Source organism: Kitasatospora sp. NPDC059803, assembly GCF_042732255.1.
Lineage (GTDB): Bacteria > Actinomycetota > Actinomycetes > Streptomycetales > Streptomycetaceae > Kitasatospora.
On record NZ_JBHWIJ010000020.1, the window covers coordinates 1 to 26,889 of the forward strand.

Annotated in this window: 26 protein-coding genes; 9 read left to right on the top strand and 17 right to left on the bottom strand. The window is 73.5% G+C overall.

The genetic code is table 11. The features are described from left to right. Positions 1-143 precede the first annotated feature (143 nt). The 6 genes from ACFV6I_RS05330 to ACFV6I_RS05355 all read right to left on the bottom strand — a co-directional run bounded on the left by ACFV6I_RS05330 (position 144) and on the right by ACFV6I_RS05355 (position 6,207). On the bottom strand, positions 144-1,049 hold the full coding sequence (locus tag ACFV6I_RS05330; protein WP_380372846.1) for an alpha/beta fold hydrolase: 906 nt from the start codon (positions 1,047-1,049) through the stop codon (positions 144-146). Next, positions 1,046-2,131, bottom strand: a complete 1,086-nt coding sequence (locus tag ACFV6I_RS05335) for a branched-chain amino acid ABC transporter permease (protein ID WP_347878547.1) — start codon at positions 2,129-2,131, stop codon at positions 1,046-1,048. Before ACFV6I_RS05335 ends, ACFV6I_RS05330 begins: the two co-directional genes overlap by 4 nt. A gap of 251 nt (positions 2,132-2,382) precedes the next feature. Beyond that, positions 2,383-3,249 (bottom strand): branched-chain amino acid ABC transporter permease, encoded by an 867-nt coding sequence (locus tag ACFV6I_RS05340; RefSeq protein WP_063349260.1) that lies wholly within the window; start codon positions 3,247-3,249, stop codon positions 2,383-2,385. Beyond that, complete coding sequence (locus ACFV6I_RS05345) at positions 3,249-4,055, bottom strand: ABC transporter ATP-binding protein (protein WP_079136313.1); 807 nt, start codon at positions 4,053-4,055, stop codon at positions 3,249-3,251. Before ACFV6I_RS05345 ends, ACFV6I_RS05340 begins: the two co-directional genes overlap by 1 nt. Positions 4,056-4,114: 59 nt before the next feature. After that, positions 4,115-4,927, bottom strand: a complete 813-nt coding sequence (locus ACFV6I_RS05350) for an ABC transporter ATP-binding protein (RefSeq protein ID WP_380423633.1) — start codon at positions 4,925-4,927, stop codon at positions 4,115-4,117. A 5-nt stretch (positions 4,928-4,932) separates the two neighbouring features. Beyond that, a complete protein-coding gene (locus ACFV6I_RS05355) occupies positions 4,933-6,207 on the bottom strand; it encodes a substrate-binding domain-containing protein (RefSeq protein ID WP_380423634.1) in 1,275 nt (424 codons plus the stop codon). Positions 6,208-6,564: 357 nt separating this feature from the next. Here ACFV6I_RS05355 and ACFV6I_RS05360 point away from each other — a divergent pair, with 357 nt between their 5' ends. The 4 genes from ACFV6I_RS05360 to ACFV6I_RS05375 all read left to right on the top strand — a co-directional run bounded on the left by ACFV6I_RS05360 (position 6,565) and on the right by ACFV6I_RS05375 (position 12,798). Beyond that, on the top strand, positions 6,565-7,326 hold the full coding sequence (locus ACFV6I_RS05360) for a CoA transferase subunit A (protein ID WP_363370186.1): 762 nt from the start codon (positions 6,565-6,567) through the stop codon (positions 7,324-7,326). 4 nt (positions 7,327-7,330) lie between these two features. Continuing rightward, complete coding sequence (locus ACFV6I_RS05365) at positions 7,331-8,050, top strand: 3-oxoacid CoA-transferase subunit B (protein WP_079135861.1); 720 nt, start codon at positions 7,331-7,333, stop codon at positions 8,048-8,050. Between the two features lie 623 nt (positions 8,051-8,673). Further along, positions 8,674-10,782: a glycosyltransferase family 2 protein gene (locus ACFV6I_RS05370; RefSeq protein ID WP_380423635.1), complete on the top strand. Its 2,109-nt coding sequence runs from the start codon at positions 8,674-8,676 to the stop codon at positions 10,780-10,782. Positions 10,783-10,866: 84 nt separating this feature from the next. Then, positions 10,867-12,798: a galactose oxidase-like domain-containing protein gene (locus tag ACFV6I_RS05375; protein WP_063349255.1), complete on the top strand. Its 1,932-nt coding sequence runs from the start codon at positions 10,867-10,869 to the stop codon at positions 12,796-12,798. A 111-nt stretch (positions 12,799-12,909) separates the two neighbouring features. On the opposite strand, the gene ACFV6I_RS05380 is transcribed toward ACFV6I_RS05375, so the two are convergent. The 4 genes from ACFV6I_RS05380 to ACFV6I_RS05395 form a co-directional block, all read right to left on the bottom strand. Then, on the bottom strand, positions 12,910-14,007 hold the full coding sequence (locus tag ACFV6I_RS05380; RefSeq protein ID WP_380423636.1) for a glycoside hydrolase family 6 protein: 1,098 nt from the start codon (positions 14,005-14,007) through the stop codon (positions 12,910-12,912). A 196-nt stretch (positions 14,008-14,203) separates the two neighbouring features. Continuing rightward, positions 14,204-14,932, bottom strand: a complete 729-nt coding sequence (locus ACFV6I_RS05385) for a uracil-DNA glycosylase (protein WP_244293451.1) — start codon at positions 14,930-14,932, stop codon at positions 14,204-14,206. Between the two features lie 78 nt (positions 14,933-15,010). Then, complete coding sequence (locus ACFV6I_RS05390) at positions 15,011-16,288, bottom strand: low temperature requirement protein A (protein WP_380423637.1); 1,278 nt, start codon at positions 16,286-16,288, stop codon at positions 15,011-15,013. A gap of 83 nt (positions 16,289-16,371) precedes the next feature. Next, positions 16,372-17,151 carry an HAD-IIA family hydrolase gene (locus ACFV6I_RS05395; protein WP_063349252.1) on the bottom strand — a complete coding sequence of 260 codons (780 nt, stop codon included), beginning with the start codon at positions 17,149-17,151 and terminating at the stop codon, positions 16,372-16,374. A 185-nt stretch (positions 17,152-17,336) separates the two neighbouring features. Here ACFV6I_RS05395 and ACFV6I_RS05400 point away from each other — a divergent pair, with 185 nt between their 5' ends. Further along, positions 17,337-18,425 carry a Gfo/Idh/MocA family oxidoreductase gene (locus ACFV6I_RS05400; RefSeq protein ID WP_380335070.1) on the top strand — a complete coding sequence of 363 codons (1,089 nt, stop codon included), beginning with the start codon at positions 17,337-17,339 and terminating at the stop codon, positions 18,423-18,425. A 98-nt stretch (positions 18,426-18,523) separates the two neighbouring features. Here ACFV6I_RS05400 and ACFV6I_RS05405 read toward each other — a convergent pair whose 3' ends face one another. Both ACFV6I_RS05405 and ACFV6I_RS05410 read right to left on the bottom strand, forming a co-directional pair. After that, positions 18,524-18,946, bottom strand: coding sequence for a type II toxin-antitoxin system VapC family toxin (locus tag ACFV6I_RS05405; RefSeq protein WP_380423638.1), 423 nt, complete (start codon positions 18,944-18,946; stop codon positions 18,524-18,526). After that, positions 18,939-19,223, bottom strand: a complete 285-nt coding sequence (locus ACFV6I_RS05410) for a type II toxin-antitoxin system Phd/YefM family antitoxin (protein WP_063349249.1) — start codon at positions 19,221-19,223, stop codon at positions 18,939-18,941. The genes ACFV6I_RS05405 and ACFV6I_RS05410 overlap by 8 nt, the downstream gene beginning before the upstream one ends. 209 nt (positions 19,224-19,432) lie before the next feature. Between ACFV6I_RS05410 and ACFV6I_RS05415 the strand changes: the two genes are divergently transcribed. Together ACFV6I_RS05415 and ACFV6I_RS05420 are read left to right on the top strand one after the other, a co-directional pair. Then, positions 19,433-19,726 carry a DUF6412 domain-containing protein gene (locus ACFV6I_RS05415; protein ID WP_063349248.1) on the top strand — a complete coding sequence of 98 codons (294 nt, stop codon included), beginning with the start codon at positions 19,433-19,435 and terminating at the stop codon, positions 19,724-19,726. Positions 19,727-19,807: 81 nt separating this feature from the next. Then, positions 19,808-20,503, top strand: coding sequence for a YidC/Oxa1 family membrane protein insertase (locus ACFV6I_RS05420; protein ID WP_380335076.1), 696 nt, complete (start codon positions 19,808-19,810; stop codon positions 20,501-20,503). A gap of 78 nt (positions 20,504-20,581) precedes the next feature. On the opposite strand, the gene ACFV6I_RS05425 is transcribed toward ACFV6I_RS05420, so the two are convergent. Continuing rightward, positions 20,582-21,268, bottom strand: coding sequence for an HAD family hydrolase (locus ACFV6I_RS05425; protein ID WP_380335079.1), 687 nt, complete (start codon positions 21,266-21,268; stop codon positions 20,582-20,584). A 29-nt stretch (positions 21,269-21,297) separates the two neighbouring features. Beyond that, positions 21,298-21,873, bottom strand: coding sequence for an NUDIX hydrolase (locus ACFV6I_RS05430; RefSeq protein WP_380423639.1), 576 nt, complete (start codon positions 21,871-21,873; stop codon positions 21,298-21,300). Positions 21,874-22,134: 261 nt separating this feature from the next. Here ACFV6I_RS05430 and ACFV6I_RS05435 point away from each other — a divergent pair, with 261 nt between their 5' ends. Further along, positions 22,135-22,902, top strand: a complete 768-nt coding sequence (locus tag ACFV6I_RS05435) for a CDP-alcohol phosphatidyltransferase family protein (RefSeq protein ID WP_380335084.1) — start codon at positions 22,135-22,137, stop codon at positions 22,900-22,902. Positions 22,903-22,933: 31 nt separating this feature from the next. Here ACFV6I_RS05435 and ACFV6I_RS05440 read toward each other — a convergent pair whose 3' ends face one another. Then, the gene (locus tag ACFV6I_RS05440; protein WP_380423640.1) at positions 22,934-23,311 is read right to left on the bottom strand and encodes an ArsR/SmtB family transcription factor; all 378 of its coding nucleotides are present in this window, start codon (positions 23,309-23,311) and stop codon (positions 22,934-22,936) included. Between the two features lie 175 nt (positions 23,312-23,486). On the opposite strand from ACFV6I_RS05440, the gene ACFV6I_RS05445 reads away from it, so the two are divergent. Beyond that, a complete protein-coding gene (locus ACFV6I_RS05445) occupies positions 23,487-24,476 on the top strand; it encodes a zinc-binding alcohol dehydrogenase family protein (RefSeq protein WP_380423641.1) in 990 nt (329 codons plus the stop codon). Between the two features lie 114 nt (positions 24,477-24,590). Here the strand turns inward: ACFV6I_RS05445 and ACFV6I_RS05450 are convergent, their stop codons facing one another. Both ACFV6I_RS05450 and ACFV6I_RS05455 read right to left on the bottom strand, forming a co-directional pair. Then, entirely contained in the window at positions 24,591-25,409 is an 819-nt protein-coding gene (locus tag ACFV6I_RS05450) for a putative adhesin (RefSeq protein ID WP_380423642.1), read from the bottom strand. Between the two features lie 137 nt (positions 25,410-25,546). After that, complete coding sequence (locus tag ACFV6I_RS05455) at positions 25,547-26,740, bottom strand: PQQ-binding-like beta-propeller repeat protein (RefSeq protein ID WP_380423643.1); 1,194 nt, start codon at positions 26,738-26,740, stop codon at positions 25,547-25,549. Between the last annotated feature and the right edge of the window lie 149 nt (positions 26,741-26,889).

Below are 26,889 nucleotides of genomic sequence, written 5' to 3' on the forward strand. Positions count from 1 at the left end.
GGGGGGGTGGCCGAGCTGCGGCGGGGGGGGGGGCTCCCGGGGGGCCGCCGGGCCGGGGGGGGGGGGGGGGGGGCCGCCGGGGCCCGGCGGGGGGGGGGGGGGTGCCGCCCCCCCCCCGCCCGCCGTCGTCGGGGCCGGGCCCGCTACCCCGCGGCGGTGACGTCCGCGAGCAGGCCGCGGACGATGCGCTCGGCCCCCGGCTCTCCCCAGAGGATCGAGTAGTGGTTGGTGTCCGGCACCAGCGAGGCCGGCACCCGGGCCTGGTCCAGCCCGGCCAGCCCGATCCGCTGGTGGTCGTAGAGGCCCTGGGGCTCGTCGAGCAGGCCGCGCTCGGCCCAGAGCAGTTCGGCCGGGCAGGGCAGCCGGTGCACTGCGGTGGCCGCGTCCCGGTCCAGCAGGACCTGGGCGCCGTCGGTCTGTACGGCCTCCAGCACGCAGGAGGAGCGCAGTTCGGGCTCGACACCGACCAGGTCGCGCTGGGTGTAGGCGTCGATCTCCGCCGACCAGGCCGTCCCGAAGGCCGGGTGCCGCTGCCAGAACTCCCGGTAGGCGTCCCGGTCCGGGAAGGTCATCGACAGCCGGGCCAGCGCGGGGCCGAGCACCGCGGCCAGCGCGTCCTCCTCACGGATGCCCTCCGGCAGCGGGAAGGTCAGCGCGCCGTCCACCAGCAGCACCCGGCGGACGAGTTCCGGGTGCCGGACGGCGGCCAGGGCGGTGACCCAGGCTCCCATCGAGTGGCCGACCACGGTGGTCGGGCCCGTGCCGAGGGCCGTGATCAGTGCGGCCACGTCGTCGGCGTGCCGGGCCAGCCCGTACGGCCCGGCGACCGCGCGGCTCCCGCCGCGCCCCCGCAGGTCGGGCGCGAGCAGGGTGACCCGCCCGGCGAGTTGACGGGCGACCTCGTACCAGGCGAGGCCGTTGGCGGTGATGCCGTGCACCGCCACGATCGTCGGGGCGTCCGGCTCGGCGGCGGGCCAGCGCAGGACCGCCAGCTCCCCTCCGGGCACGGCGACGGTCAACTCCTCGGGCTTCAGGGGCGACTGGCTCACGCGGGGGTACCTCCGGTGGGACGGGCGGTCCGGGCAGCGGCCGGAGTGCGGACCGCACGGGCGGATCGGGCGGCGCGAATGCGGGCAGGCAGTCTAGCCAGGCCGCCGGGCAGCAGGTAGACCACCGCGACGAACAGGGTGCCCAGCAGGAAGAGGGGTTGGGAGAGCGGCACCCGCAGGACCGCGGGCAGGTCCGCGATCGTCGTCGAGTTGGCGAGGTCGCCGAGCCGGTGGCTGGCCCAGGTGTAGAGGACACCGCCGAGCAGCGGACCCCAGCGGGTCCCCGAGCCGCCGAGCACCACCATCACCAGCAGGGCGAGCGTGGCGTCGGAGCCGGCGGCCTGCGGGGTGGCGCCGCCGGTCAGCAGCAGGTAGACCACCCCGCCCAGCCCCGCGAGGCCGCCGGCGAGCACGAAGGCGACCAACTTGTAGCCGTAGGGGCGCAGTCCGAGCACCTCCACCCGGCGTTCGTTCTCCTTGATCCCCTCCCAGACCCGACCGGCCGGCGAGTTGACGGCCCAGTGGACCACGGCGACCGTCAGCACCAGGTAGCCGACGGCGATCCAGTAGAGGTTGGCGGTGTTCTCGATCCCGAGCAGGCCGGAGGGCAGCAGGTCGGCCGGGGCGGAGCGGCCCTCCTCACCGCCGGTGACGCCACCGGGGTTGCGCTGGACGAGGATCGAGCCGGCCTGGGCGAAGGCGAGGGTGACCATGGAGAAGCCGATGCCGGTGACGCGGAGGCTGACCGAGCCGAGCAGCAGGGCCAGCGCGACGGTGCAGGCGACGCCGAAGACCGCCGCGGCGGCGAACGGCAGTCGCAGTTCCAGCATGCCGAGGTCGGTGGCGTAGAGGCCGGTCGCGAAGTAGAGCGCGTGGCCGAAGGAGAGCAGTCCGGTACGGCCGAGCAGGAGGTCGTAGCCGGAGGCGAGGGCCCCGTAGAGCAGGCACAGGGCGAGCAGTTGCAGGCTGCCGGGGCTGCCGAGCGGGCCGTCGAGCAGTCCCGGGACGGGAAGCGCACTATATGGGGCGACAAGGAGCGTGATCAGCAGGGCGATCGGCCACCAGCGTAGCGCTCTGTGCACCGATGTCCAGCGATTAGTGACTGAATCACCTGTTCGAGGGATGGCGCCGAGGTCGGTCGTGTGTTCACAATGGGTCTCGGCAAGGCTGGTGTCAGTCCCCCTTGCCACAGTGACGGTGTTGGCGGAGCTGGTGTCAGTCCCCTCTGCCAGCATGGCGGTCATGGCAGGGCTGGTGTCAGTCCCCCCTGCCATGGTGGCGGCGCTGCGGTCGGCCGCGGGGCCACCGGTGCTCGTGATCGGAGTTTCGGCGCTCACGCGAGCCTCCCGGTGAGTCCACGGGGTCGGACGAGAAGGAGCACGGCGAGCAGGACGACGACCGAGAGGTCGCCGAGCCCGGCGCCGGTGTAGTAGTTGGCGAACTGCTGGACGAGACCAACGCCCACGGAGGCGACGGCGGCCCCGGTGACGGAGCCCATGCCGCCCATCACCACGACGACGAAGGCGAAGATGAGCAGCCCGGTCCCCTGGCCGGGATTGACCGAACCGAAGTAGAGGCCACCGAGGGCACCGCCGAGTGCGGCGGCCGCCCCGCCGATGGCGAAGACGAGGGTGAACGCCTTCCGAACGTCGATGCCGAGCGCCGTGACCATGGCCCGGTCCTCGACGCCGGCCCGGACGATCAGCCCGTAGCGGGTACGGGCGAGGAACAACCGAAGAGCGAGCAGCAGCAGCGCGGCCGCGGCCACGAGCACGAAGCGGTTGACCGGGACGGTCGCACCGAGCACGTGCCAGGTGCCGGAGAGCACGGCCGGCTGGGGGAAGGGGCGGGCGTCCGCGCCCCAGACCCCCATCAGGAGGGCGGGCACGGCGAGCCCGACCCCGACGGTGGCGAGGATCTGATCGCGCGGCCGGCTGTAGAGCGGGCGGATCAGGAAGAGCTCCAGCAGGACGGCGGCGGCCGTTCCGACCAGGGTGCCGAACGGCACCGCGAGCCAGAAGGAGAGGCCGGCCTCGGTGCCGGCCCACCAGGTGGCGTAGGCGCCGATGGAGAGCAGGGCGCCGTGCGCGAAGTTGAGCACGTCCATCAGACCGAAGATCAACGACAGACCGGAGGCGACCAGGAAGTACAGCGCACCAAGACCTAGTCCGGTACAGGAGAGGAGGACGACGGTGTCCATCAGGGCTTCACCTCCGCGGTGACGACAGGGGTGGCCGGAGAAGCGGCGGGCCGGGGTCCGCCGGCGAGCGGGTGACGGGAGCCGACGCCGAGCAGGCGGCGGGCGGCCTCCTCGTCGGCCAACAGCTCGGCGGTGTCGCCCCGGTGGGCGGTACGGCCGTCGGCCAGGACGGCGCAGGTGCCGGCCAGCCGTCGGACGAGGGCGAGGTTCTGCTCGACCAGGAGAACGGGCACGGCCTCGGCCGCTCGCGCCAGCACCTCGGCCACCTCGGCGACGATCTTCGGCGCCAGACCCTTGGTGGGCTCGTCGGCGATGATCAACCGGTTGCGGTTGAGCAGCGTCCGGCCTATCGCCACCATCTGCTGCTGGCCGCCGGAGAGCGTCCCGGCCAACTGGCCGGCCCGCTGCTTGAGTTCGGGGAAGAGCTCGTGGACGAGCGGATAGTTCGGCTCGCCCGCCTCGCCCCCGCCCCGGACGGCGCGCTCGGCGAGGCGGAGGTTCTCGGCGACCGTCAGGCCGGCGAAGATCCCCCGGTCCTCGGGGGCGTAGCCGATGCCATGACGGACCACCAGATGTGTCGGAAGGGAGGCGAGTTCGACACCGGAGAAGCGGACACTTCCGGTGCGCGGCACCAGGCCCATCACGGCCTTGACGGTGGTGGTCTTGCCAGCGCCGTTGCGGCCGAGGAGCGCGGTGACCCCGACGGGGGCCACGTCGAGGTCGACACCGTGCAGGATGTGCAGCCCGCCGATGACCACCCGCAGATCGCGAACGGAGAGGAGAGGGGCGGCAGGAGACGTAGGCACGGCCGCGGAGGCAGCGGCAGCGGTGGAGGTAAAACCGGGCGAGGGGAGCGGAGAGGAGGTCACAGCGCCTCGCCCAGGTAGGCCTGTTGCACGGTCGGGTCGGCCATCACGGCCTCGGGGGTGTCCAGCGCGAGCAGCGTGCCGTGGTGCATCACCGCGAGGCGGTCGGCCAGCCCGAGCAGGACGTCCATGTGGTGCTCGACCATCAGGACGGTCCGGCCCAGGTCGCGGTGCACGGACCGGATCAGCTCGGTGAGGGCCGGCACCTCCTCGGCGCTGACCCCCGCCATCGGCTCGTCCAGCAGGATCAGCCGCGGATCGGAGACGAGGAGGACGGCCAGTTCCAGTTTGCGCTTCTCGCCGTGCGAGAGCGCGCCCGCCAAGGTGTCCGCACGGTGGGTGAGTTCGGTGCGGTGGAGGGTCTCGGCCAGCTGCTCCTGGTACCGGTCGGCACGGCGCCAGAGCCGGTACGAGGCGCGCGGTCCGGCCGCCGCCTGGGCGGCCAGTCGGACGTGGTCGGCGACGGTCATCCCCGGCCAGAGGGAGGAGGTCTGGAAGGTGCGGCCGAGGCCGCGGCGCGCCCGGGCGTGCACGGCCTCGGCGGTGACGTCCACGCCGTCGAGGTGGAGGCTGCCGTGGGTCGCCGGATAGATGCCGGAGATCAGGTTGAAGAGGGAGGTCTTGCCGGCGCCGTTGGGGCCGATGAAGGCGATGAACTCGCCTTCGCCGACCGAAAAGGAGACGTCCTCGACGATCGGCACCCCGCGGACGGACCAACCGAGTCCGTCCAACCGAAGCACCGGGGCGGGCGAGGCCGTGGTCGTGGCCGGGGAACCGGCCCGGGAAGGAGTGGGGGCGGTGGGAGCGGGCATCGGGATCAGCCCGCCATCGGGGTGACCGGGGGCGCCACCTCGTCCGCGGTCAGGGCCTTCTCCACCGAGGGCTTGGCGGCGGCCCCGGTGCCGGTCAGCCGGGCCTGGAACATCGGCTGGAGGAGGGCGTGGTCCTCGGCGCGCACCGTGGTGCGCCCCTTCACCCCGTCGAAGCTCCAGCCCTCCAGCGCCTTGACCAGGGCCGAGGTGTCGTCGGTGGAGCCGTGGTTGGCCTCGACGGCGTGCACGATCAGCTGGGCGGCGGTGAAGCCGTCGGGCGTGAAGATGTCGGTCTTCCCGCCGGCGGCGGTGACGGCCTCGTCCATGGCCTTCTCCACCGGGGTGCCTGCGGCGCCGCTGAAGTAGTGGTTCAGAAAGGAGATCTTCTCGGCCGCCGGGCCGAACAGCGGGTAGGAGGCGGCCAGATCCAGGCCGGTGACGACCTTGGTGTCGGCGAACACGTCCTGCTGGTTGAGCGCCGTCCACAGGGCCGAGGAGCTGTCGCCGGCCCAGGCGACGAACAGCAGGTCGGGCTTGGCGGTCTTGGCCTGGGTGGCGAACGGGGTGAGTTCGGTGGCGCTCGGCGGGGCGAGCACCTGGTCGACCGTCGCGCCCTGGGCGCCGAGCACGGCCTTGACGGCAGCCACGTTGGCCTGTCCGAAGGCGTTGTCCTGAGCGAGCACGGTGACCTTCTTGCCCTTGGCGTCACCGATGAACGAGGCCGCGGTGCGGATGTCCTGGAAGGACTGGCGGCCGGAACGGAAGGTGTACTTGTTCAAACCGGTGACCTTGTCGGCGGCGGCCGGGCCGCTGACGAAGAGCACCTTGTTCTGGGCGGCGATCGGGCCCACCTGGAGGGCGACGCCCGAGGCGGTGGAGCCGGCCAGGACCTTGTAACCCTTGCCGATCAGGTCCTTGGCGGCGGACACCGCCTTGGCCTGGTCGCCCGCGTCGTCCTGCTCCTCGAATTCGACCTTGTGTCCGTCGACCGCGCCGGTGCCCTTGGTCGCGTAGCTCAGCCCCGCCTTGAAGCCCTCCAGGTACTGCTTGCCGTAGGCGGCCAGCGGTCCGGTCTTGGAGTACACCAGGCCGACCTTGACCGGGCTCTTCGCACCACCGCCGTCCGCCGAGGCCGTCCCGGCGGTGCCGGCCTTGGCGCAGCCCGCGGCGAGCAGGACGCACGCCGCGACGGCGGCGAGCTTCCGGGCCGGGCCGCCGGTCAGGGTCTCGCCCGGGCGGGCGCCGGAGGCGGGCCGAGTGGGGGCTGTCGAGCTGCGCATGATGACCGACTCCTGAGGGTGCGGCGGGGTGGATGCCGGAACCGTAGGTGTGCGGTGGGACTGGCGACATGTGCCCGGGCGACGCATCGGCCCACCGTGATGTGGCTCCAGCCGACATACCACCCGGGCGGCGCCGCTCCCCGGACGTCCGGGTGTGGGCAGCCGACACGGGCTGGTACCCGCCCATGGCGGGAGCCGCCATGGCTGCGGCGGCCCGCGTCCGGTGACGGTGGAGGGGCTCGGCAGCCGTCCGGCGGCGGCCGCCGAGCCATCCCGCCGGGTCTTCCCGTCGGGCCCCCCACCGGGCCCGACCCGGGCGCGCCCTCTCCCGTATCCCACTCCTCACGAGGTGATCCCTTGGACAAGGTCCTGGACTCCCCCGCCGACGCGGTCGGGGACATCCCCGACGGTGCGGTGCTGGCCGTCGGCGGCTTCGGCCTCTGCGGCATCCCGAGCACCCTGATCGGCGCCCTGGCGGACACCGGCACCACCGGCCTCCAGGTGGTCTCGAACAACTGCGGGGTGGACGACTGGGGGCTTGGCCTGCTGCTGCGGGCGGGCCGGATCGCCCGGATGACGTCCTCATACGTCGGCGAGAACAAGGAGTTCGCCCGGCAGTACCTCTCCGGCGAGTTGGAGGTGGAGCTCACCCCGCAGGGCACGCTGGCCGAGCGGCTGCGCGCCGGAGGCGCCGGCGTCCCCGCGTTCTACACCCCGGCCGGGGTCGGCACCCAGGTCGAGGAGGGCGGGCTGCCCTGGCGCTACGCGGCGGACGGCTCGGTGGCACTGGCCTCACCGGCGAAGGAGGTCCGGGAGTTCGGCGGCCGCCGGTACCTGCTGGAGGAGGCCATCACGGCGGACTTCGCGCTGGTCCGGGCCGAGGTGGCGGACCGGCACGGGAACTGCGTGTTCCACGCCGCCGCCCGCAACTTCAACCCGCTCTGCGCGACCGCGGGCCGGATCACCCTGGTCGAGGCGGACCGGATCGTCGAGCCGGGCGAGCTCGCCCCGGACGCCGTGCACCTGCCCGGCGTGTACGTGGACCGGGTGGTGGCCGCCGATCCCGCGGACCGCCGCATCGAGCGCCGGACCGTCCGCCCCGCACTCCAGGAGGCCTGAACCGATGTCCACCCCGACCAGCACCCGGTCCCCCGCGCCCACCCCGCAGACCGCCCACCGACCGCAGGCCGTCCGCCACCCGCAGCCCGGCCTCGACCCGCGCAACGCCCTGGCCGCCCGAGCCGCCCGCGAACTGCGCGACGGCCAGTACGTGAACCTGGGCATCGGCCTGCCCACCCTGATCCCCAGTCACCTCCCGCCGGGCGTCGAGGTGGTGCTGCACTCGGAGAACGGCATCCTGGGCGTGGGCCCGTACCCGGTCGAGGGCACGGAGCACGCCGATCTGATCAACGCCGGGAAGGAAACGGTGACGGTCGCCCCCGGCGCCTCGTACTTCGACTCCGCCTTCTCTTTCGGCATGATCCGGGCCGGCCGGATCGACGTCTCGGTGCTCGGCGCCATGCAGGTCTCGGCTGCCGGCGACCTCGCCAACTGGATGATCCCCGGCAAGATGGTCAAGGGCATGGGCGGCGCGATGGACCTCGTGCACGGGGCCCGTCGACTGATCGTGGTCATGGAGCACACCGCCCGGGACGGCTCCCCGAAGATCGTCGAGGAGCTCTCACTTCCCGCCACCGGCCGAGGAGTTGTCAACCGGATCGTGACCGATCTGGCCGTGATCGACGTGACGCCGGATGGGCTGCGGGTGGTGGAGACGGCCCCGGGCACGGGGTTCGCGGACGTCCAGGCCGCGACGGGCGCCGCCCTCCTTCCACCGCTCTGACCGGGCCGGGTCGACCGGACCGGCCAGCACCAACCGGACCGGACACACCGACCCCGCCCCGCAGCAGCGGCCGGGCCTCCCGTCGGGGAGGTCCGGCCGTTCGCTTTGCCTCCGCGGCGCCGCTGCCGTCGCCCCGTCCGCCGAATTCGCTGCATTAGCACCACTGCGGTGCGGATTGGCCGGGAACCGTAGGATCTTCATGCTTGCGCGGTGATCATTTCCCAGACCGGTTGCGATCACGGTTGCCCTCCGGGAGAGTTGGGGGCGCCGTGGATCCCACGTGCCCGGAGGGGAAGCCGGGAGCGCGCCGGGATCCGCATTCGAAGTCCCCGCAGGCGCGCAATGAATTCCGCTCACAAACGCCCACCGGCGCAAGCAGAAGCATGACGCGAATGACGGCCCGAAAACCGCTTGGAAACAACGGCGGTCCACCGGGCGGTGTTTCACGGGGACGGCTTTCGAGGCAAGCGGCAAGGCGAAGCAAAGCTCCGGGGGGAGCGGACCAGCCCCGCCGAACGCGGCCGGCCAGGCGCGCCACGGGACGGCGGATCGCATACCCCCGGTCTGAACACGCACCAACGGGCCCGCCGCCACGGCCGGGCCCCGGCCGGGGGGAGCAGACGATGACCACGCCGTTCGCGCGACAGAAGGACGCCGGGACGGCCCGCGGGCGAGGCGCCGGGCGGCGGCTCGACGACGACCTGGCCGCCGTTCCCGTACCCGAAGCCCCGTATGACTACGGTCACTTCAGCCGGCTGGCCGGCCCGGCGCACGACCCGGACGAGGAGGACGACCTCGGTGGCGGCGTCTACCGGCCCGAGCCCGCCCACCACGGAGCCCCGCCGTCACCCTGGCACGCGCACCAGGCCGTACAAGAGACTCTGCAAGAGCCCACGCAAGAGCCCACCGCCCCCTACCGCGTCCAGTACCGCAGCCTGCTGCGCCGCGAGCCGCACCGGATCCGCGCCGCCCTGCTGATGGTGGCGGCCCCGCTGGTGGAGGTGGTGCTGCTGGTGTGGCTGCTGCTGCCGGAGCACTGGCCGGAGCGCCCCGGCGAGACGCACACCCTGGTGCTGCTGGGCGACCAGGTGATGATCGGGATCATCGCCGTGGTCGAGGTGTTCCGGCTGGTCAACGTCGTGTCCAACACCCACGCCACGCTCGTCGCCCGCGATCCGATACCGGTGACGCCGGAGTCCGGCACTCGGGTCGCGTTCGTCACCGCCTGCGTGCCGGGCAAGGAGCCGGCGGAGATGGTGCGGGCCACGCTGGTCGCGGCACGCGCCGTCCGGCACGACGGCCCGTACGACGTCTGGCTGTTGGACGAGGGAAACGATCCTGCGATGCAGGCGCTCTGCACCGAGCTGGGCGTCCGCCACTTCAGCCGCTTCGGCCGCCCGTACTGGAACCAGCCCAAGGGCCGGTTCCGCACCGGCACCAAGCACGGCAACTACAACGCCTGGTTGCAGGCGCACGGCGACGACTACGACTTCTGGGTCTCGGTGGACACCGACCACGTCCCGCTGCCGGACTTCTGCGAGCGGATGCTCGGCTACTTCCGCGACCCCGACGTGGCATTCGTGGTCGGACCCCAGGTGTACGGGAACTACCGCAGCTCGGGATCGGCCGTCACCAAATTCTCCGAGAGCCAGCAGTACCTCTTCCACGCACTCATCCAGCGCGCCGGAAACCGTTACGGCGCGCCCATGTTCGTCGGCACCAACAACGCCGTCAGAATCCGTGCGCTCCAGTCGATCGGCGGGTTGTACGACTCCATCACGGAGGATATGGCGACCGGCCTGGAGTTCCACCGGAGCCGGAACGCCGAGACCGGTGAACGCTGGAAATCCGTGTACACCCCGGACGTGCTCGCGGTCGGCGAGGGTCCGTCCTCCTGGACCGACTTCTTCTCCCAGCAGCTGCGCTGGAGCCGCGGCACCTACGAGACCCTGCTCACCCAGTACTGGCGGGTGCTCTGGCGGCTGTCGCCCGGGCGGCTGCTCAACTACTCGCTGATGGTGGGCTTCTACCCGATGGCGGCGCTCACCTGGCTGCTCGGCGGTCTGTCCAGCGTGCTCTACCTGGTGTTCGGCGCCTCGGGGGTCCACGTGTCCTCCGAGATCTGGATGATGCTGTACAGCGACGCCGCCGCACTCCAACTGCTGCTCTACACCTGGAACCGCAAGCACAACGTGAGCCCGCACGAGCCGGCCGGCTCCTCCGGGGTCGCGGGCATGCTGATGTCCGCGCTCTGCGGCCCGGTCTACGCAGCCTCGCTGGTGCAGGCGCTGCTGCGGCGGCGCAGCCGCTTCGTGGTGACGCCGAAGGGCCGTTCGGCCAGCGCGGACCGGGTGAGCACCTTCCGCTTCCACCTGTTCTGGACGCTGGTGTTCGGCGGCGCGATAGCGGCCTCCTTCTTCACCGGCTACGACCACGTCGCGATGCGCACCTGGGCCTGGATCGCCCTGGTCCTGACCGTGCTGCCGATCCTGGTGCTGGCCGGCGACGCCGTCCGCCGCCGGCGCACCCGGCCCACGGCCACGCTCACCGTCACCGGCGGTCCGGCGGCGACCCCGAGGGTCGTCCTGGAGAAGCGCCGCCCCCGGCACGCCCGCGATCCCCGGCACGGCCGGGCCGCACCGGTCGCCCCGGCCGCCCCGGCCGCGCCGGCCGCGCCGCCGGGCGTCCCCGCGGCACCCGACCGGGCGGAGCACACCACCACCACCCGCTGAAGCCGCCCGACCCGCCAGCACACCCGAACCGCCAGCCACCCCGAACCTCACGAGCTCCCGAACCTCACGAGGGGACCAACCACCGTGAAGATCCACAAGACCGGCCGGACCAAGCGCTTCGCCCTCGGCAGCACCGTCGCGCTGACCGTCGCCGGGATGAACGCGCCCGCCGTCCTCGGCTTCGCCAGCCAGCAGTACCACCAGTACGTGATCAACCGCCCCGACTACAAGGCGGAGTACGGCCACTGGCAGACCCTCACGCTCCCCGCCGAGTTCCGGGTCAACGCCGTCCACGCCACGCTGCTGCGCACCGGCAAGGTCCTCATCGTGGCCGGCTCCGGCAACGACGAGAAGCGCTTCGACGCGGGCAGCTTCCGCAGCCTGCTCTGGGACCCGGCCGCGAGCACCTACAAGCTGATACCCACCCCGGCCGACATGTTCTGCGGCGGCCACGCCTCGCTGCCGGACGGCCGCGTCCTGGTGGCCGGCGGCACCCAGCGGTACGAGAAGCTGGCGGGCGTGGTGAAGAGGGCGGCCGGCGTCATGCGGGTGCGCAACGAAAGCCCCGAGCGCGCCAGGACGTTGCCCAAGGGCACCGTCTTCGTCGGCCCGAACGGACGCGAGTACGCCTCCACCGTGCCGGTGACCGTCCCGGCCGCGGCGAAGACAGGCACCGGCAAGCAGACCGTCGTCACCGCCGGCGAGCAGCACGTGTTCGTCGAGGCGGTCGGCGAGGGCGCCGACTACGTCACCGACTCCCCCGCCCAGTACCGGATCAAGGGCCTGGCCGGGGTCGACGCCCACAACCTGTACGGGCAGAGCACCAAGCTGACCCTGGACAAGCAGGAGTACCAGGGCATCCGCTCCGCGTTCGAGTTCAACCCGGACACCGAGCTGTACGAGCAGGTCACCGACATGGCGTACGCCCGCTGGTACCCGACGCTCACCGGACTGGGGGACGGACGGGTGGTCACCGTCTCGGGCCTGGACGACACCGGGGAGATCCTCAACGGCAACGACAACGAGATCTACGACCCGAAGAACAAGACCTGGTCCAAGGGCCCGGACCGCTACTTCCCGACCTACCCGTCGATCTTCCTGACCGCCTCCGGCAAGCTCTTCTACTCGGGCTCCAACGGCGGCTACGGCCCGGCCGACAAGGGCCGCGACCCCGGGGTGTGGGACCTGTCGAACAACGGCTTCCAGCCCGTCCCCGGCCTGCGCGACCCCGCCCTCACCGAGACCTCGTCCTCGGTGCTGCTGCCGCCCGCGCAGGCCCAGAAGGTGATGGTGCTCGGCGGCGGGGGCGTCGGCGAGTCGCCGCTGTCCACCGCCCGCACCGACATCGTCGACCTCTCCGCCGCCAAGCCCGCCTTCACCCCGGGCCCGGACCTGCCGGCCGGCGGCACCCGCTACCTGAACAGCGTGATCCTCCCGGACGACACCGTGTTCACCACCGGCGGCTCCAGCGGCTACCGGGGCCGGGGTGCCAGCGACCTGCTCAAGGCGCAGGTGTACCACCCGGACACCAACAGCTTCAGCACCGCCGCCGAGCCCGCCGTCGGCCGCAACTACCACTCCGAGGCACTGCTGCTGCCGGACGGCCGGGTGGCCGTGCTCGGTTCCAACCCGCTGTTCGCGGACAAGGCCGAGACCACGCCGGGCGGCTTCGAGCAGCGCATCGAGATCTACACCCCGCCGTACCTGTTCCACGGCGACCGCCCACAGGTGGCCGCCGCGCCGGAGGCCGCGAAGCTCGGCACCACCGTGCGGATCGGCACCGCCCGGCCGGACGCGGTCGCCACCGCCAAGCTGATCCGGCCGAGTTCGGTCACCCACGTGACCGACGTCGAACAGCGGTCGGTGGCCTTGGACATCAGCGGTCGCACGGCCGACGGGGTCTCGCTCACGCTCCCCGCCAACCCCAATCTGCTGCCGCCCGGCTGGTACATGCTGTTCCTGACCGACGCCGCCGGCACTCCGTCGGTCGCGCGCTGGATCCAGGTGACCGGCTGAGCGACACCGGGTGCGTCACGGCCTGGTACGGACCCGGACCCGCACTGGTGCGGGCCGGCACTGGTGCGGGCCGGCGCTGGTGCGGGCCGGCGCTGGTGCGGATCAGCCCCCTCAGCGGGCGGCCTGCGCCAGGCCGAGCGCGTACGGCAGCCAGAACTCGCCCGCCCGGGGCTCGCCGCGCCCGCACTCGCCGTCCGACTCCCCCGGATTCTTGATCCACAGGTAGGCGTCGACCCCGGCCCGGCCGGTGTCGGCGGTCGGCCGCTCACCGAGCGCGCGGCCGGGCGGGTTGCACCAGGCGTCGCCGCCCAGCGGGCCGTTGCCGTTGCGGCTGGTGTCGATGACGAAGTGCTTCCCGCCCAGGGCGGCGGAGAGCTGGCCGCCGTAGGCCGTGTTGCGGCCGGTGTCGTAGAAGTTGGCGACGTTCACCGCGAAGCCGTCCGCCGCCGCGATCCCCGACTTGCGCAGCGCGGTGGACAGTTCGGCCGGGTCCTGCGACCAGCCGGGGTTGCCCGCGTCCAGGTAGACCCGCACCTGCGGACGCTTCTTCAGCTCCTGCACGGCGAAGGCCAGCAGGCCGTACCGCTCGGCGGCCAGGTCGCCCTTGATCCCGCAGCTGTCCAAGGTGTGCGCGACGGCGTCCGGCTCCAGCACCACCCAGGCCTTGCGGTCGCCGAGGGCCTCCGCGACACCGCTGATCCAGGCCCGGTAGGAGGCCGCGTCGGCGGCGCCGCCGGCCGAGTACAGGCCGCAGTCGCGGTGCGGGATGTTGTAGGCGACGAAGACCGCCGTCCGGTCCGCCTCGGCGGCCCGGCGGCTGACCTGTTCGGCGATCTCCTTGGCGCCCTGCTCGCCGAGCCACTGCGAGGAGGGCTGGGCGGCGATCCGCAGCATCGTGTCGGCCTCCGCCGGCCGGCCCTGGCCGCGCAGGGCGGTCACCTGCCGGGCGGCGTTGGTCTGGTCGGAGACGTAGAAGGCCTGGCCGGGGAGCTGGGCGAGGCTCGCGGGGCCGGTGCCCGGGTTCGCGGCGGAGGCGGTGGGCGCGGCTGTGGGTACGGCGGCGGTCCCGCCGGCCGCGGCACCGGCCGAGGCCCCGCCGCCCGGGCCGCCGGGTGATCCCTTGGCCGATCCGGCGGTCGAACCGCTACAGCCCGCGGCCCCCGCCAACAGCACGACCAGGGCCGCCCCCACGGCCCGTCGGATTGCCACTACCCATCCCACCCGGCGCACGTACCGCCCCTCCCCCCAGAGCCGGTCCGGCGACCGGTCGGCACCAGCTAAGCACACCGGCCACCGCCCGCCCGCGACGGGCGGTGAACGCCGGGTGGCCGTGAGCGGGCGGACGGGCGACCCCGCCCGCCCGGACCGCCCCTCACCCAACTCCCGGGCGCTCAGCCCCAGGTGCTCAGCCCTGCTTCAGGTTGGGCACCTGCCAGTCGATCGGCTCGCCGCCGAAGCCGTCCAGCGCCGTGTCGATCTGCGAGAACGGGCGGCTGCCGAAGAACAGCTTGGCCGACAGCGGCGACGGGTGCGCCCCCTGCACGACCACGTGCTTGGACGTGTCGATCAGCGGCAGCTTCTTCTTCGCGTAGTTGCCCCACAGCACGAAGACCACCGGCTCCTCGCGCTCGCTCACCGCCTTGATCACGGCGTCGGTGAACTTCTCCCAGCCCTTCGCCTTGTGCGAGTTGGCCTCGTGCGCGCGCACCGTGAGCACCGCGTTGAGCAGCAGGACGCCCTGCTCGGCCCAGTGCATCAGGTAGCCGTTGTCCGGGGCGGGGATGCCGAGGTCGGCGTCCAGCTCCTTGAAGATGTTGCGCAGCGAGGGCGGCGTCCTGGTGCCGGGCAGCACCGAGAAGCTCATGCCGTGGGCCTGGCCGTCGTCGTGGTACGGGTCCTGCCCGAGGACCAGCACCCGGACCTTCTCGTACGGCGTGGCCTCCAGCGCGGCGAACTCCTGGCCGCTCGGCGGGAACACCTGGTGCTGCGCACGCTCGGCCGCCACGAAGGCCGCCAGCTCGGCGAAGTACGGCTTCTCCGTCTCGGCGCCCAGCACCGGGCGCCAGGACTCGGGCAGCTCCAGCCCGCCGCCCTCGCCGGCCTCCACCACGCCCGCCTCGACCGTGTCCGTCACGACATCTACCTCCCACACCGCGGCTGTTGTGCCGCACGCCCTCTTTCACCCCGAACGCTACACAGCCCCACCGACAACTCACTCCGCCGAAGCCGCCGAAGCCGCCGAAGCCGCAGAAGGCAGCGCGGACCCACCAGGCAGCGGGGCCCCAGCGGGAACTACAGGCAGCGCCGACCCCGAGGGAGCCACCGGCGCGGGGTCCGAACCGGCCGCCCGCACCACCCGGACGTGCTCCCCCACGTTGAGCGCCACCAGCAGCACCGCCAGTGCCACCAGCACCGCCAGCGCCGGCAGCCGCACCACCGCCGGCGCCAGCCCCAGCACCACCGCCGCCGCGCCGAGCCGGGTCGTCGCCACCTTGCGGAACATCATCCAGCGGGTGTATCCGAAGGTCAGCAGGTACAGCCCGCACCCGCCGTACAGCAGCGCCACCGACCCCGGGCCGAGCGCCTGCCACGGGTCCGCGACGGTCTCCCCGAAGCCGACCGCCACCCCGATCACCCCGGCGGCCAGCGCCAGGTGCCCGTACTGGAAGATCCGCCGGACGACGTCCCGCCGGGAGTCGGCGACCTCGACGGCGTACCGCATGGCGTCCGCCGCGTACACGAAGTACTGCCACCACAGCCCCGCCGAGATGGTGAACGCGGCGGCCACGGCCGTGAGTTCGGCCACGTCCAGCCGGGCGCCGGCCGCCGTCCCGCCGATGCCGACGATCGACTCGCCGAGCGCCACCAGCAGGAACAGCGCGAACCGCTCCGGCATGTGCGAGGGGTGGTACGCCACCGCCGCCAGCCGCCGCCGGAACACCAGCGGCGCGGCCAGGTCGCAGAGCGCTGCCGCCGCCCACAGGGCCAGCCGCGGCCCGTCCGGCAACAGCCCGCCCACGACCAGCAGCGGCCCGCTGACCAGCACGCCGGCGCCGTACGGGCCGCGCCAGACGCCCGGCAGGCGGATCAGCAGGAGCAGCAGCACCAGCCGGGCCAGCCAGTACGCGGCGCCGAGCAGCACGCCCCGCCCGCCGTACGCGCCCGGGACGGCGAGCGCCATGAACAGGCCGGCCAGCCCGACCGCCAGGATGCCGAGGCGGTCCCGCAGGTTGTCCACGTCCCGGATGTTGGCCTGCACGGTGGTGCCCACCCAGCACCAGTACACCGGCACGAACACCACCAGCGCCCGGACCAGCCCGGTGGCGTCGTGGTGGTGGTGCAGCAGCCCGGAGACCTGGGTGATCGCGAAGACGAAGACCAGGTCGAAGTAGAGCTCGGCCCAGGTGACCCGCTTCTCGTCGGCCTCCCCGCCGACGCCCCCGGCGTCCCGCCGCGCCTCCGGCGGCCCCGCATCCCCCGTCGCACTCATTGCGCCGTTGCCTCCCCACAGGTACGAAACGGGCCCCGGCCCGGCGACCGGCCGGGACGGGGCCCATGACAGCACCGCAGAGGCTAGACCAGCTCGACCAGGTCCGCGATCGACTTGACCACCCGGGTCGGCCGGTACGGGAAGCGCTCGACGTCGGCGGCGGCGGTCAGGCCGGTGAGCACCAGGATGGTCTCCATGCCGGCTTCCATGCCCGCGACGATGTCGGTGTCCATCCGGTCGCCGATCATGACGGCGGTCTCGGAGTGGGCCCCGGCGGTGTTCAGCGCCTCGCGCATCATCAGCGGGTTGGGCTTGCCGACGAAGTACGGCTCGACGCCGGTCGCCTTGGTGATCAGGGCCGCGACCGAGCCGGTGGCCGGCAGCACGCCCTCGGGGGACGGGCCGGTCTCGTCGGGGTTGGTGCAGATGAACCGGGCGCCCTGGTTGATCAGGCGGATCGCCTTGGTGAGCGCCTCGAAGCTGTAGGTGCGGGTCTCGCCGAGGACGACGTAGTCCGGGTTGTTGTCGGTCAGCACGTAACCGGCCTGGTACAGCGCGGTGGTGAGCCCCGCCTCGCCGATCACGTAGGCGGTGCCGCCCGGGCGCTGGCCCTTGAGGAACTTGGCGGTGGCCAGGGCGGAGGTCCAGATGCACTCCTCCGGCACCTCCAGGCCCATCCCGGCCAGGCGGGCGCTGAGGTCGCGCGGGGTGTAGATGGAGTTGTTGGTGAGGACCAGGAACGGCTTGCCGGACTCCCGCAGCCTGCGCAGGAACTCCTTCGCGCCGGGGATGGGCGTGCCCTCGTGGATGAGGACGCCGTCCATGTCGGTCAGCCAGGACTCGATGGGCTTGCGGTCTGCCACGTGCGTGTCTCCCGAAGTGTTGCAACGTCTGTCGAAGGCCCTGACGCGGCACAGCCTAATCCGCACGCCTGCTCGACGACAGCGCGTTCCGTCCCACGGGACCGGCACCGCCGCCCCGCCCCGCCTCCGGGCCCCGCCCCCTGCGAAACCGGGAGCAACCGGGCGCCTCGTGATTGAGTGGGCGCATGAGCGCCTCGACCCCCTCGTCCTCCCCGGACCGCCCGTTCCGCGTCGGCCTGATCGGCTACGGCCTGGCCGGCTCCGCCTTCCATGCCCCGCTCATCGCCACCACGCCGGGGCTGCGGTTGGACGCCGTGGTCACCGCCAGCCCCGAGCGCCGCGAGCAACTGCGCCGCGAGCACCCCGGCGCCCGCGCCGTCGACACCCCCGAGCAGCTGCTCGCCGACCCGGACGCGCTCGACCTCGTCGTCGTCGCCTCGCCCAACCGCACCCACGCCCCGCTCGCCCGCGCCGCCCTGCGCGCCGGGCTGGCCACCGTCGTCGACAAGCCGCTGGCCGGCACCGCCGCCGAGGCGCTGGAGCTGTGCCAGCTCGCCGAGGCCCGGGGCACCCTGCTCTCCGTGTTCCAGAACCGGCGCTGGGACGGCGACTTCCTGACCGCCGCCCGGCTGGTCCGGGGCGGCGCGCTCGGCCGGGTGCACCGCTTCGAGTCCCGCTTCGAGCGGTTCCGCCCGAAGCCCAAGCCCGGCTGGCGCGAGCTCGCCGACCCGGCGGAGGTCGGCGGCACGCTGTACGACCTGGGCAGCCACCTGGTGGACCAGGCGCTGACGCTGTTCGGCCCGGTGGAGACGGTGTACGCGGAGGTCGACGTGCGCCGGGACGGCGCGGTCGTCGACGACGACGCCTTCCTCGCCCTCACGCACGCCTCCGGCACCCGCTCGCACCTGTGGACCAGCGCCATCACCCCGCTGATCGGCCCCCGGCTGCGGGTGCTCGGCGACGCCGCCGGGTACGTCAAGCCCGGCATGGACCCGCAGGAGGCGGAGCTGCGGGCCGGGCACCGACCGGACGGCGCCCGCCCGTGGGGTGCCGACCAGCCCTCGCAGTACGGCACCCTCGGCACCGACGAGTCCTCGATCGCGCTGCCCACCGAACCGGGCGACTACCCCGCCTTCTACGCGGGCATCGCCGCCGCCCTGGCCTCCCCGGGCACCCCGCCCCCGGTCGACCCGCGCGACGCGGTGGCCACCCTGGCCGTCCTGGAGGCCGCCCGGGCCTCCGCCGCCACGGGCACCACGGTCCGCCTGGGCTGAGCGGCTTCCGGGCCTGCCGCCCCCTCAATTCCACTTCTAAGCTGCTTAGATGATCAGCCGAAGGGGCGGCAGGCCACCAGCGCGAAGAGCGGCGGCCGTCACACCCCGATGACCTCCACCGCCGAGCCCAGGCCCCGGAAGTCCGCGACGTTGCGCGTGTACAGCGGCAGTCCGTGGGCCGAGGCCACGGCCGCGATCATCAGGTCGATCCGGCGCGGGCGCGGCTGCCGCCCCGCGGCGATGGTGAGGGTCACCAGCGTGCCGTAGCGGGCGGCCGCCGCCGCGTCGAAGGGCAGCGGGTCGAAGTCGGCCATCGCCGCGCCCAGCACCTCCAGCCGGGCCGCCCGGCTGACCGCGTCGCGGGCCATCGACACGCCCTGTTGCAGCTCCGCGAAGGTGATCGCGGTCAGCTCCGGCACGGCCGGCAGGCTCGCCGGGGAGAGCAGGGCCAGATCGATGTAGACACAGGTGTCGAGCACCCCGGCCGGCCGCCGCCGGGCTGCCCGCCTGCGCTCAGCCACGCCGCCGCTCGAACGGGTCGTCGCCCTCGTCGCCCACCAGTTCCTCCGGCCCGAAGTACTCCTCGGCCTCCTTGCGCATCTGCTGGTAGTCCACCCGCGGCAGCTTCACGTGCCGCGCCACCAGCTCCTCCGCCGTGAGCCGCCGCCGCCCGGACACCGGTCGCAGCTCCGCGACCTCGACCCCGTTCCTGGTGATGTGGAAGGTCTCCCCGGCCTCCACCGCATCCATCACCGCGGCGGAGTTGTTCCGGAACTCCCGCTGGGTAATCGTCTTCATCCCTCCACGGTAGCCCCGCGTAGCACCCTCGGCTACGCCCCTGCACCGCCCCGCGAAAGCACCTCGGCACGACGGGTGCGCGACGGGTGCGCCACGGGAATTCCGCGCCGGGCGGGAACTCGGCGGGCTCGGCGATCGTCCTGAACGTCTGAAGTCCGGCCCCGAGTCCGTGGGGCCCCAAGCCCGTCACGTCGAAGGAGGAGCAGCGCATGACCGTCGTCGCGATGCTCCTCGGGCTGCTCCGGGTGCTGACCGGGGAGCTGGTGACCGAGGGCGGGACGGTCGCGTCGGTGGCTGCGGTCGCCGCCGTGGCGCTGCTGGCCGGTGCGGTCGCGGGCACGCTGGCGGGGGCACGGCTGCTGGGCGCGCGGGCGCCCACGGCGGTGCGCAGCGGGGTGCTGCGGCGGCGCGCGTTCCGTACGGCCTTCCTCCCGCAGCGCGATCCCGATGCCCGGGGCAGGCGACGCCCGAGGGCGCCGGGTGCGGCCCCGGCGGCCGCGTAGCTTCGTCGTCTTCCGCCGTTCCACGCGGCCGTCCTCCGTCGACCACTCGTTTTCCGAGACCCCCGGAGGGCTCGCTCCACCATGTCCGTTCTCGCTGTTCTCGACCCGGCCGTCGCCGTCGCCCATGCCGCCGTCGCCGCGCTGGCCCAGGTACTGCCGACCGCGCTGGCGATCGTCCTGTTCACCGTCGCCGTCCGGCTGGCGTTGCATCCCTTCGCGCGCGCGGCGGCGCGGGGGGAGAAGTCGCGGGCGCGGCTGGCGCCGAAGGTCGCCGAGGTGAACCGGAGGTTCAAGGACCGCCCGGAGAAGCTGCGGGAGGCGCTCGCCGAGTTGTACCGGGAGGAGCGGGCTTCGCCGTTCGCGGGGTGCCTGCCGATGCTGGTGCAGGTTCCGTTCTTCTCGGTGATGTACCGCCTGTTCACCACCCCGAACGGCCTGCTGGACCACACCCTGTTCGGCGTGCCGCTCGGCCTGCACGTCGGGAGCGCGCACGGCGCCGGGCAGTTGGCGGTGTTCGGCCTGCTGTACGCCGGGCTGGCGGCGGTCGGGTACGTCAACTTCCGCCGGGCCAGGCGGGCGGCGGCCGCGCAGCCGACCCCTCAGCCGGGGGCGGGGCTGCTGCCTTACCTGTCCTTCGGGTCGGTGCTGTTCGCGATGCTGGTGCCGGTGGCCGCGGCGCTCCACCTGGTGACGACGAGCACGTGGACGGCCGCGGAGCGGGCCTGGCTGCACCGGGGTGGCGCACCGGCGCCGACGGCGGCGGCGCTCGCGCTGTGAGCCTCGCGCTGTGAACACCGCCGCCGAACCCGCCGATCTCGCCGATCTCGCCGAGGCAGCCGACCCCGCCGGCCTGCGTCAGAAGTGCCGCAGCAGTTCGGGGAAGGCCGCCAGTTGCAGGGTCGCCTCGTCGGGGCCGAGGTCCTGGTGTTCCAGGACCCAGGTGTGCTGGTGAGGGATGAAGACCGTGCGCAGGCCGGCCCGGCGGGCCGGGGCGATGTCGGACTTGGGCGAGTTGCCGATCATCCAGGTCCGGTCGGGGTCGAGGCCGAGCTCGGCGCCGAGCCGCCGGTAGGTGTCCGCCGACTTCTCGGCCACGATGTGGACGCCGCGGAAGTGGTGGTCGATCGTGGAGGCCGTCACCTTGCGCTGCTGCTCGTCGAGGTCGCCCTTGGTGAGCAGCAGCAGGTGGTGGCGTCCGGCGAGGTCGGCGAGGGTGTCGGCGACGCCGGGGATCAGCTCGATCTCGCGGCTGCTGAGCGGAGTGAGGAGGCCGTCGATCCGGGCTTCTTCGGCCGGGGTGGGGGTGCGGTCGCCGTTCAGCCGCCGCAGGCAGTCGGCGAGGCTCTGCCGGAACACGGCGGCGCCGTAGCCGAGGGCGGCGGAGTTGGCGGCTTCGATCTCGTCGAGGACGGCCCTGGCGCGGTCGCGGTCGGCCGGGGTGGCGACCCAGTCCAGGAAGCCGTCGATGACGCGCTCGAAGAGGACGTTGTTCTCCCAGAGCGTGTCGTCGGCGTCGAAGATGAGGGTCTGGTCGGTGTGCATCCGGGTGTGCTCCAGCGGGGTTCGGAAGGTCAGGCGGGGGCGTCGAGCAGGCGGCCGGCCCGGTCGAGCGTCTCGCGGAGGTTCTCCTCGGTGGTCCGCTGCCGGGCCTCGGCGATGGTCAGCCACTCCAGCGGGGCGGCGGGGTTCTCCGGCCGCGCCCGCTCCGGGGTGCCGGTGGCCAGCAGGAAGCGCAGGTCGGCGTGTTCGTGGGCCGGTTCGGCGGGCGAGGCCGGGACGGGCACGACGGCGAGGTGGACGAGGGCGGCGTCGGGCCACGGGGTGAGGTCGGTGAGCCCGGTCTCCTCCAGGCCTTCGCGCAGCGCGATGTCCAGTGGCCGGGTCTCCCCCGGGTCGCCGTGGCCGCCGACCTGGAGCCAGGCCTGCTGGCGGACGTGCCAGCGCAGGAGGACGCGCCGGGTCGGCGGGTGGACGATCAGCGCGGAGGCGGTGAAGTGCAGCGGCGTCCCGCGGTCCCAGGCGTCGGCGGCCCCGGTGAGGTGGCGGACGCGCTCGTGGTCGGCGGTCTCCGTCGGGCCCTGCGGCCGGTGGCCGGCCAGCAGTTCGGTCAGGCCCGGGCTGTGCGCCGCGCCGCCTGTGGTCACCATGATCAGCACTCCTCGTTGCGCTCCGGACCACGTCAACGTCAACCGGCTTGCGGGGGCGGGTGATCGGGGCCGGGGCTTCCGGTTCCGGCGAACCCGCGAAGCCTAGCCCCGGGGCCCTCCGGCGGCCCACCGGTTTTCCTCCCAGGGCCGCCCGGCAGTCGGCTCCCCCCTCTCCGGACGGCCACGAAGGGCCGGTCGGGGCGGCGCCCGGGAGGCCGTAGCCTGTGGTGATCGTTTCGGGACAGGTGGAGGGATGTCGTCATGGTGGCTGCTCCGGCGCTCGCGGACTTGCGCGAGGTGTGCCAGCCGCAGGCCAAGCTGCAGAGCCGCAACGGTGAGCACTGGGCGGGACGGCTGTACATGCGCCGCATCTCGCTGCGCACGACCCGGCAGTTGGTGCGCACCTCGGTGTCGCCGAACACCCTCACCTGGGTGATGGTGGTCTGCGGGGTCGGCGGCGGGGCGGCCCTGCTGATCCCCGGTCTGACCGGCGCCGTGCTGGCGGCGGTGCTGTTCCAGCTGTTCCTGCTCTTCGACTGCGTCGACGGCGAAGTGGCGCGCTGGAAGCGCCAGTTCAGCATGGCCGGGGTCTACGTGGACCGGCTCGGCGCCTATCTGGCGGACGCGGCGCTGATGATCGGCGCGGGCGTGCGGGCGGCCCGGGGCGGGTCGGAGCTGTGGGTGTCGGTGGGCCTGGCGGCCGCGCTGGGCGTGGTGCTGCTCAAGGCCTCGACGGACCTGGTGGACGTGGCCCGGGCCCGCAGCGGGCAGGCCCCGGCGGACGAGGAGTCCACCCAGCCGCGCTCGCAGGGCATCGCGACCGCGCGCCGGCTCGCCTCGGTGTTCAAGATCCACCGGGTGACGAACGGCATCGAGGCCTCCCTGGTGCTGCTCGCGGCGGCCGCGGTGGACGCGGCGCTCGGCAACCTGGACGCGACGCGGGCGGCGGTCGCGGGGATCGCGGTGATCACCTGGGGCATGGTGGTGGCGCACCTGGCGTCGATCCTGTCCTCCTCGCGCCTGCGCTGAGCGGGCCGCGCCGCTGCGCGCGGGCGGCTGCCTACGCGCGGGTTTCGGCCCGCGCGTGGGGCTCGGCCTGTACGTCGGCTTCGGCCCGCGCGTGGGCGGCGAGGATGGTGTCGAGGAGGCCGGGGAAGCGCTGTTCCAGGTCGACGGCGCGCAGGGCGGAGAACTTGCGGTTGGCCTCCTCGCGCTGGTGGATCAGGCCGGACTCGCGCAGCACCTTGAAGTGGTGGCTGAGGGTGGAGGGGGCGACGTCCACCGGGAAGGTGCCGCAGGCCCGCTCGGGTTCGGCGCGCAGGATGCGCACGATGGTCATCCGGGTGGGGTCGGAGAGCGCGTGCAGGACGTCGAGCAGGTCGATCTCCCCGGTCGCGGGGTGGGTGAGCGCCGGTCGGCGCCGGGTGCTGCGGGGCATGATCCGACCTCTCTGATCTGCGTTTGACCTGCGCCCGATCCGCGTCTGATCCACTTCTGATCAACATCTGATCTGCGCCTGATCTGCGATGTTCGACAATCATCGAAACTGCGTGGTACCACTGCCTCACGTCAATTTCGCCGTTCGTCGAACATCGTAGTCGAGGGGGACCGACATGCGCGCACTGGTGATGACCGCACCCGGTGGGGCCGAGCACACGGAGATCCGGGAGGTCGAGGCCCCGAGCCCCGGCCCCGGCCAGGTGGCGGTCGACGTCGCCTACGCCGGGCTGAACTTCGTCGACGTGATGGGCCGCCGGGGCGACGCCGGCTACGTCACCGCCTGGCCCTACCGGCCGGGCAAGGAGGTGGCCGGCACCGTCCGGGCGGTCGGCGAGGGCGTCACCGGACTGGCGGTGGGCGACCGGGTGGCGGCCGCGCCCGTCGGCGGCGGCCTGGCCGAGGTGGTGCTCGCCGAGGCCGCGCTCACCGTGCCCGTCCCGGACGGGCTGGCGCTGCGCGAGGCCGCCGCCGCCCCGCTGGGCCTGGCCACCGCCGTGCTGCTGCTCACCGACGCCGGACGGCTCACCGCCGGGGACACCGTCCTGGTGCACTCGGCCGGCGGCGGGATCGGCCACGCCGTCGCCCAACTGGTCCCGCTGATCGGGGGTGGCGGTCGGCTGATCGGCACGGTGGGCCGCCCGGAGAAGGCGGCGGCCGCCGTCGCCTCCGGCTACGACCACGCCTTCGCCCGCGACGAGGCGCTGCCCGAGGCCGTCCGGGCCGCGACCGGCGGCCGGGGCGTCGACCTCGTGCTGGACCCGCTGGGCACCGAGGCCCTGGAGCTCGACCTCGAACTCACCGCGCCCGGCGGCCGGATCGTCCTCTTCGGCAACGCGGGCGGCGGCGCCGTCGCCGACCTGCCGCCGCTCGGCCGCCTGATGGCCGGGAACCTCACCGTCACCGGCTTCAGCCACCGCGCCCTGGCCGCCACCGCCCCCGAACGGCTGGCCCGAGCCATCCGGACGGTCCTCGACCTGCTCGCCGCCGGTGACCTCACCCTGCCGGTCACCGAAGTCCCCGGCCTGGCCGCCGTCCCCGCCGCGCACGATGCCATGGCGGAGGGTCGGGCCACCGGCAAGTACGTGGTGCGCGTGGCCGGTTGAGCCCTGCCCCAGGCGGCGCCCCTTGCGCAGGAAGTCGGGTGGGCCGACTTCCTGCGCAGAGCGCGGAACGCGGAGCCTGGAGCGCGGAGCCCGGAGCGTTGGAGGCCGGGCGGGTCAGGGGTTGTAGAGGCCGCCGGCCTCGCCGGGGTCGCCGGGGCCGTTGTAGCCCTGAGGACGGCCCTGGTTGCGCGTCCCGGGCCTGTTGGTCTCGACGAAGCGGCAGGCCGCGAAGTGCACGTCCCCCATGCCGGGCCGCAGGATGTCGCTCAGCAGCACGTCGCCGTCGAAAACGATCGAGCGGCCCGCGAGTTGGGGGTCGGTCAGCGTGGCGACGTTGATGACGGCGGCGGCCGGCGTCCCCGGGTCGAGTTCGACGTCGTACCCGCCGCCCACCGGGCTGGCGATCGCCGGGTTTCCCCGGATGGTGAGGCCGCTGGGGTAGGAGATGGTGTAGTTCTGCAGGCTCCGCCCGCCCACCACGGTGCGCGTGGCGCCACGGTCCTGCCCCTGTTCCACGCTGCCGCCCCGGTTGGCGCCGTTCTCCACCTGCCCGCCCAGGTCGTCGGGGAGGACCATCCCGTGCTGCGTGTAGAAGTGCACCCTCGTCCCCGCGGGCACCCGGAAGGTGCCGTTCGCGGCCTCCCAGGCGCCGTGACCGCTGAGCACGAGACCGTCCGTACGCGCGGGCGCGGTGTTGTCGGCCTCCCAGTCGTCGTCCGGGTTCTGGTGATTGATCATGGGCCGGTTCTGGTCGGCCGCGCGCTGGATCCCGGTCGCGCGGAGCATCTGCACGACGGCCGCGTTGCCGTGGGTGCTCTGGAGGGCGAGCAGCGACTGGAACGCGACCCCCGCCCGGTTGGGGTTCCTGGTCGCCGGCTCCGAAGTGCGGGCCTTGCCAGCGGCGACACCCTTGGTCCTGTCGTGGGCGTGCATCGTCCCCCTCTCGACTCGAAAGCTCACTCCCCTGGATATCGGTGGCGTCGGCCTGGGCGCCAGGTCTGTACGGGCAGTGCCCGCTGCCTGAAGGCGCACCGCGCGGTGCCCTGCCGCGCCGAGACCTCGCGCGGAGGTCAGGCCGCGGGTATGCCCGCCGCGTAGAGGCCTGCCCGGCTGCCGCGGTAGGCGACGCCGCCGAAGGCCGTCAGCGAAAGCCCGGTGTACTCGGTGCCGAACTTGGCCGGATCGTCCTGCCATTGAAGCCGGCCGGTGGCGAGGTCGAGGGTGTGCATCCGACCGTCGTTCAGCGCCACGTAGACCCGGCCGTCGGCGACGGCCATGGTGCTCATGCCCCGGCCCAGGCCGTCCGGCACCGAGGAGGTCCACCGGCTGCGGCCCGTACTCGCCTCCACGGCGACGACCCGGTCGTTGTCGAGGAGGCAGAGCGTCCCGTCGGCGACCGGGGCGGGCCGGACACCGGGGTGGCCGAGATCGTCACGCTGCCAGAGCACCCGGCCGGTCGCCGCGTCCAGGGCGGAGACGGTCGAGGCGGCACCGGTCGAGGCAGAGGCGGTCGAAGTGGCGCCGGTCGGGGCGGAGGCGGCGGAAGTGGACAGGTAGAGGACGCCCTCGTGGACCACGGGCCGGTCGACGAGCTTGCCGACGGCGGGCTGCTCCCAGCGCCGCTCACAAGTCTTCGCGTCGAAGGCGGAGATCCCGCCTGCGGGGGCGGCGAGGTACACGGTGCCGCCCGCGATCGCCGGCCCGCAGGCGGCCTCCAGCGGGCCGGCCCACCGGGCCTCGCCGGTCGCCGCGTCGTAGGAGTGGACGCGGCCGTCGCAGGTCACGAACACGTCCCCGCTGACGGTGGGGCCGTCCGTCCATCCGGACAGGTAGCCCCCCGGCGCGGGCACGGCCCATCGGACGGCTCCGGACGCGGCGTCCAGGGCGTGGACGTGGGAGTCGGTGGTCACGCAGACCAGTCCGTCGCCTGCGGCGATCGGCCAGCCGAAGTTGCTGTCGGCGGGATTGTGCGAGGTGACCTTGGCGCTCCAGCGCGGGGTGCCGGTCCGCAGGTCGAGGGCGCTGACCGTGCCGTCGAAGTCCGCGACGTAGAGGTCGGGCTGCGGGGTGGCCGACAGGGCGACCCGGCTGCCGGTACCGGTCCTGCTCCAGACGCGGTGGCCGGTGTCGGCGTCCCGCCGCGCCCACCAGCCGATGCCCCCGACGGTGACGGCGGCCCCCGCCACACCGGCGACGCCCAGCAGCATGCGCCTGCGGCTGACGTGGGGGCGGACGGGATCGGTCTGCGATTCGTTCGAGGTCACACCGAAGGTGACCGTCTGCGCCCGCCGCCGGTTCCACCGCGCGGGCGAGCTTCACAAAAGGCGCCGAGAAGGGCGGCCAGGATGCGGCCGGGATTCTGAAGGCTGTGCGCACGCGGTAGCGCCCCCCGACACACACCGCCCGGGCTCCC

What these genes read in the sequence shown, in the direction of transcription:
- ACFV6I_RS05340 (WP_063349260.1), bottom strand. Translation starts at nt 3,249, where the DNA reads ATGGACACCGTCGTCCTCCTCTCCTGTACCGGACTAGGTCTTGGTGCG.
- ACFV6I_RS05350 (WP_380423633.1), bottom strand. Translation starts at nt 4,927, where the DNA reads ATGCCCGCTCCCACCGCCCCCACTCCTTCCCGGGCCGGTTCCCCGGCC.
- ACFV6I_RS05355 (WP_380423634.1), bottom strand. Translation starts at nt 6,207, where the DNA reads ATGCGCAGCTCGACAGCCCCCACTCGGCCCGCCTCCGGCGCCCGCCCG.
- ACFV6I_RS05365 (WP_079135861.1), top strand. Translation starts at nt 7,331, where the DNA reads ATGTCCACCCCGACCAGCACCCGGTCCCCCGCGCCCACCCCGCAGACC.
- ACFV6I_RS05370 (WP_380423635.1), top strand. Translation starts at nt 8,674, where the DNA reads ATGACCACGCCGTTCGCGCGACAGAAGGACGCCGGGACGGCCCGCGGG.
- ACFV6I_RS05390 (WP_380423637.1), bottom strand. Translation starts at nt 16,288, where the DNA reads ATGAGTGCGACGGGGGATGCGGGGCCGCCGGAGGCGCGGCGGGACGCC.
- ACFV6I_RS05400 (WP_380335070.1), top strand. Translation starts at nt 17,337, where the DNA reads ATGAGCGCCTCGACCCCCTCGTCCTCCCCGGACCGCCCGTTCCGCGTC.
- ACFV6I_RS05410 (WP_063349249.1), bottom strand. Translation starts at nt 19,223, where the DNA reads ATGAAGACGATTACCCAGCGGGAGTTCCGGAACAACTCCGCCGCGGTG.
- ACFV6I_RS05415 (WP_063349248.1), top strand. Translation starts at nt 19,433, where the DNA reads ATGACCGTCGTCGCGATGCTCCTCGGGCTGCTCCGGGTGCTGACCGGG.
- ACFV6I_RS05420 (WP_380335076.1), top strand. Translation starts at nt 19,808, where the DNA reads ATGTCCGTTCTCGCTGTTCTCGACCCGGCCGTCGCCGTCGCCCATGCC.
- ACFV6I_RS05425 (WP_380335079.1), bottom strand. Translation starts at nt 21,268, where the DNA reads ATGCACACCGACCAGACCCTCATCTTCGACGCCGACGACACGCTCTGG.
- ACFV6I_RS05430 (WP_380423639.1), bottom strand. Translation starts at nt 21,873, where the DNA reads ATGGTGACCACAGGCGGCGCGGCGCACAGCCCGGGCCTGACCGAACTG.
- ACFV6I_RS05435 (WP_380335084.1), top strand. Translation starts at nt 22,135, where the DNA reads ATGGTGGCTGCTCCGGCGCTCGCGGACTTGCGCGAGGTGTGCCAGCCG.
- ACFV6I_RS05440 (WP_380423640.1), bottom strand. Translation starts at nt 23,311, where the DNA reads ATGCCCCGCAGCACCCGGCGCCGACCGGCGCTCACCCACCCCGCGACC.
- ACFV6I_RS05445 (WP_380423641.1), top strand. Translation starts at nt 23,487, where the DNA reads ATGCGCGCACTGGTGATGACCGCACCCGGTGGGGCCGAGCACACGGAG.
- ACFV6I_RS05450 (WP_380423642.1), bottom strand. Translation starts at nt 25,409, where the DNA reads ATGCACGCCCACGACAGGACCAAGGGTGTCGCCGCTGGCAAGGCCCGC.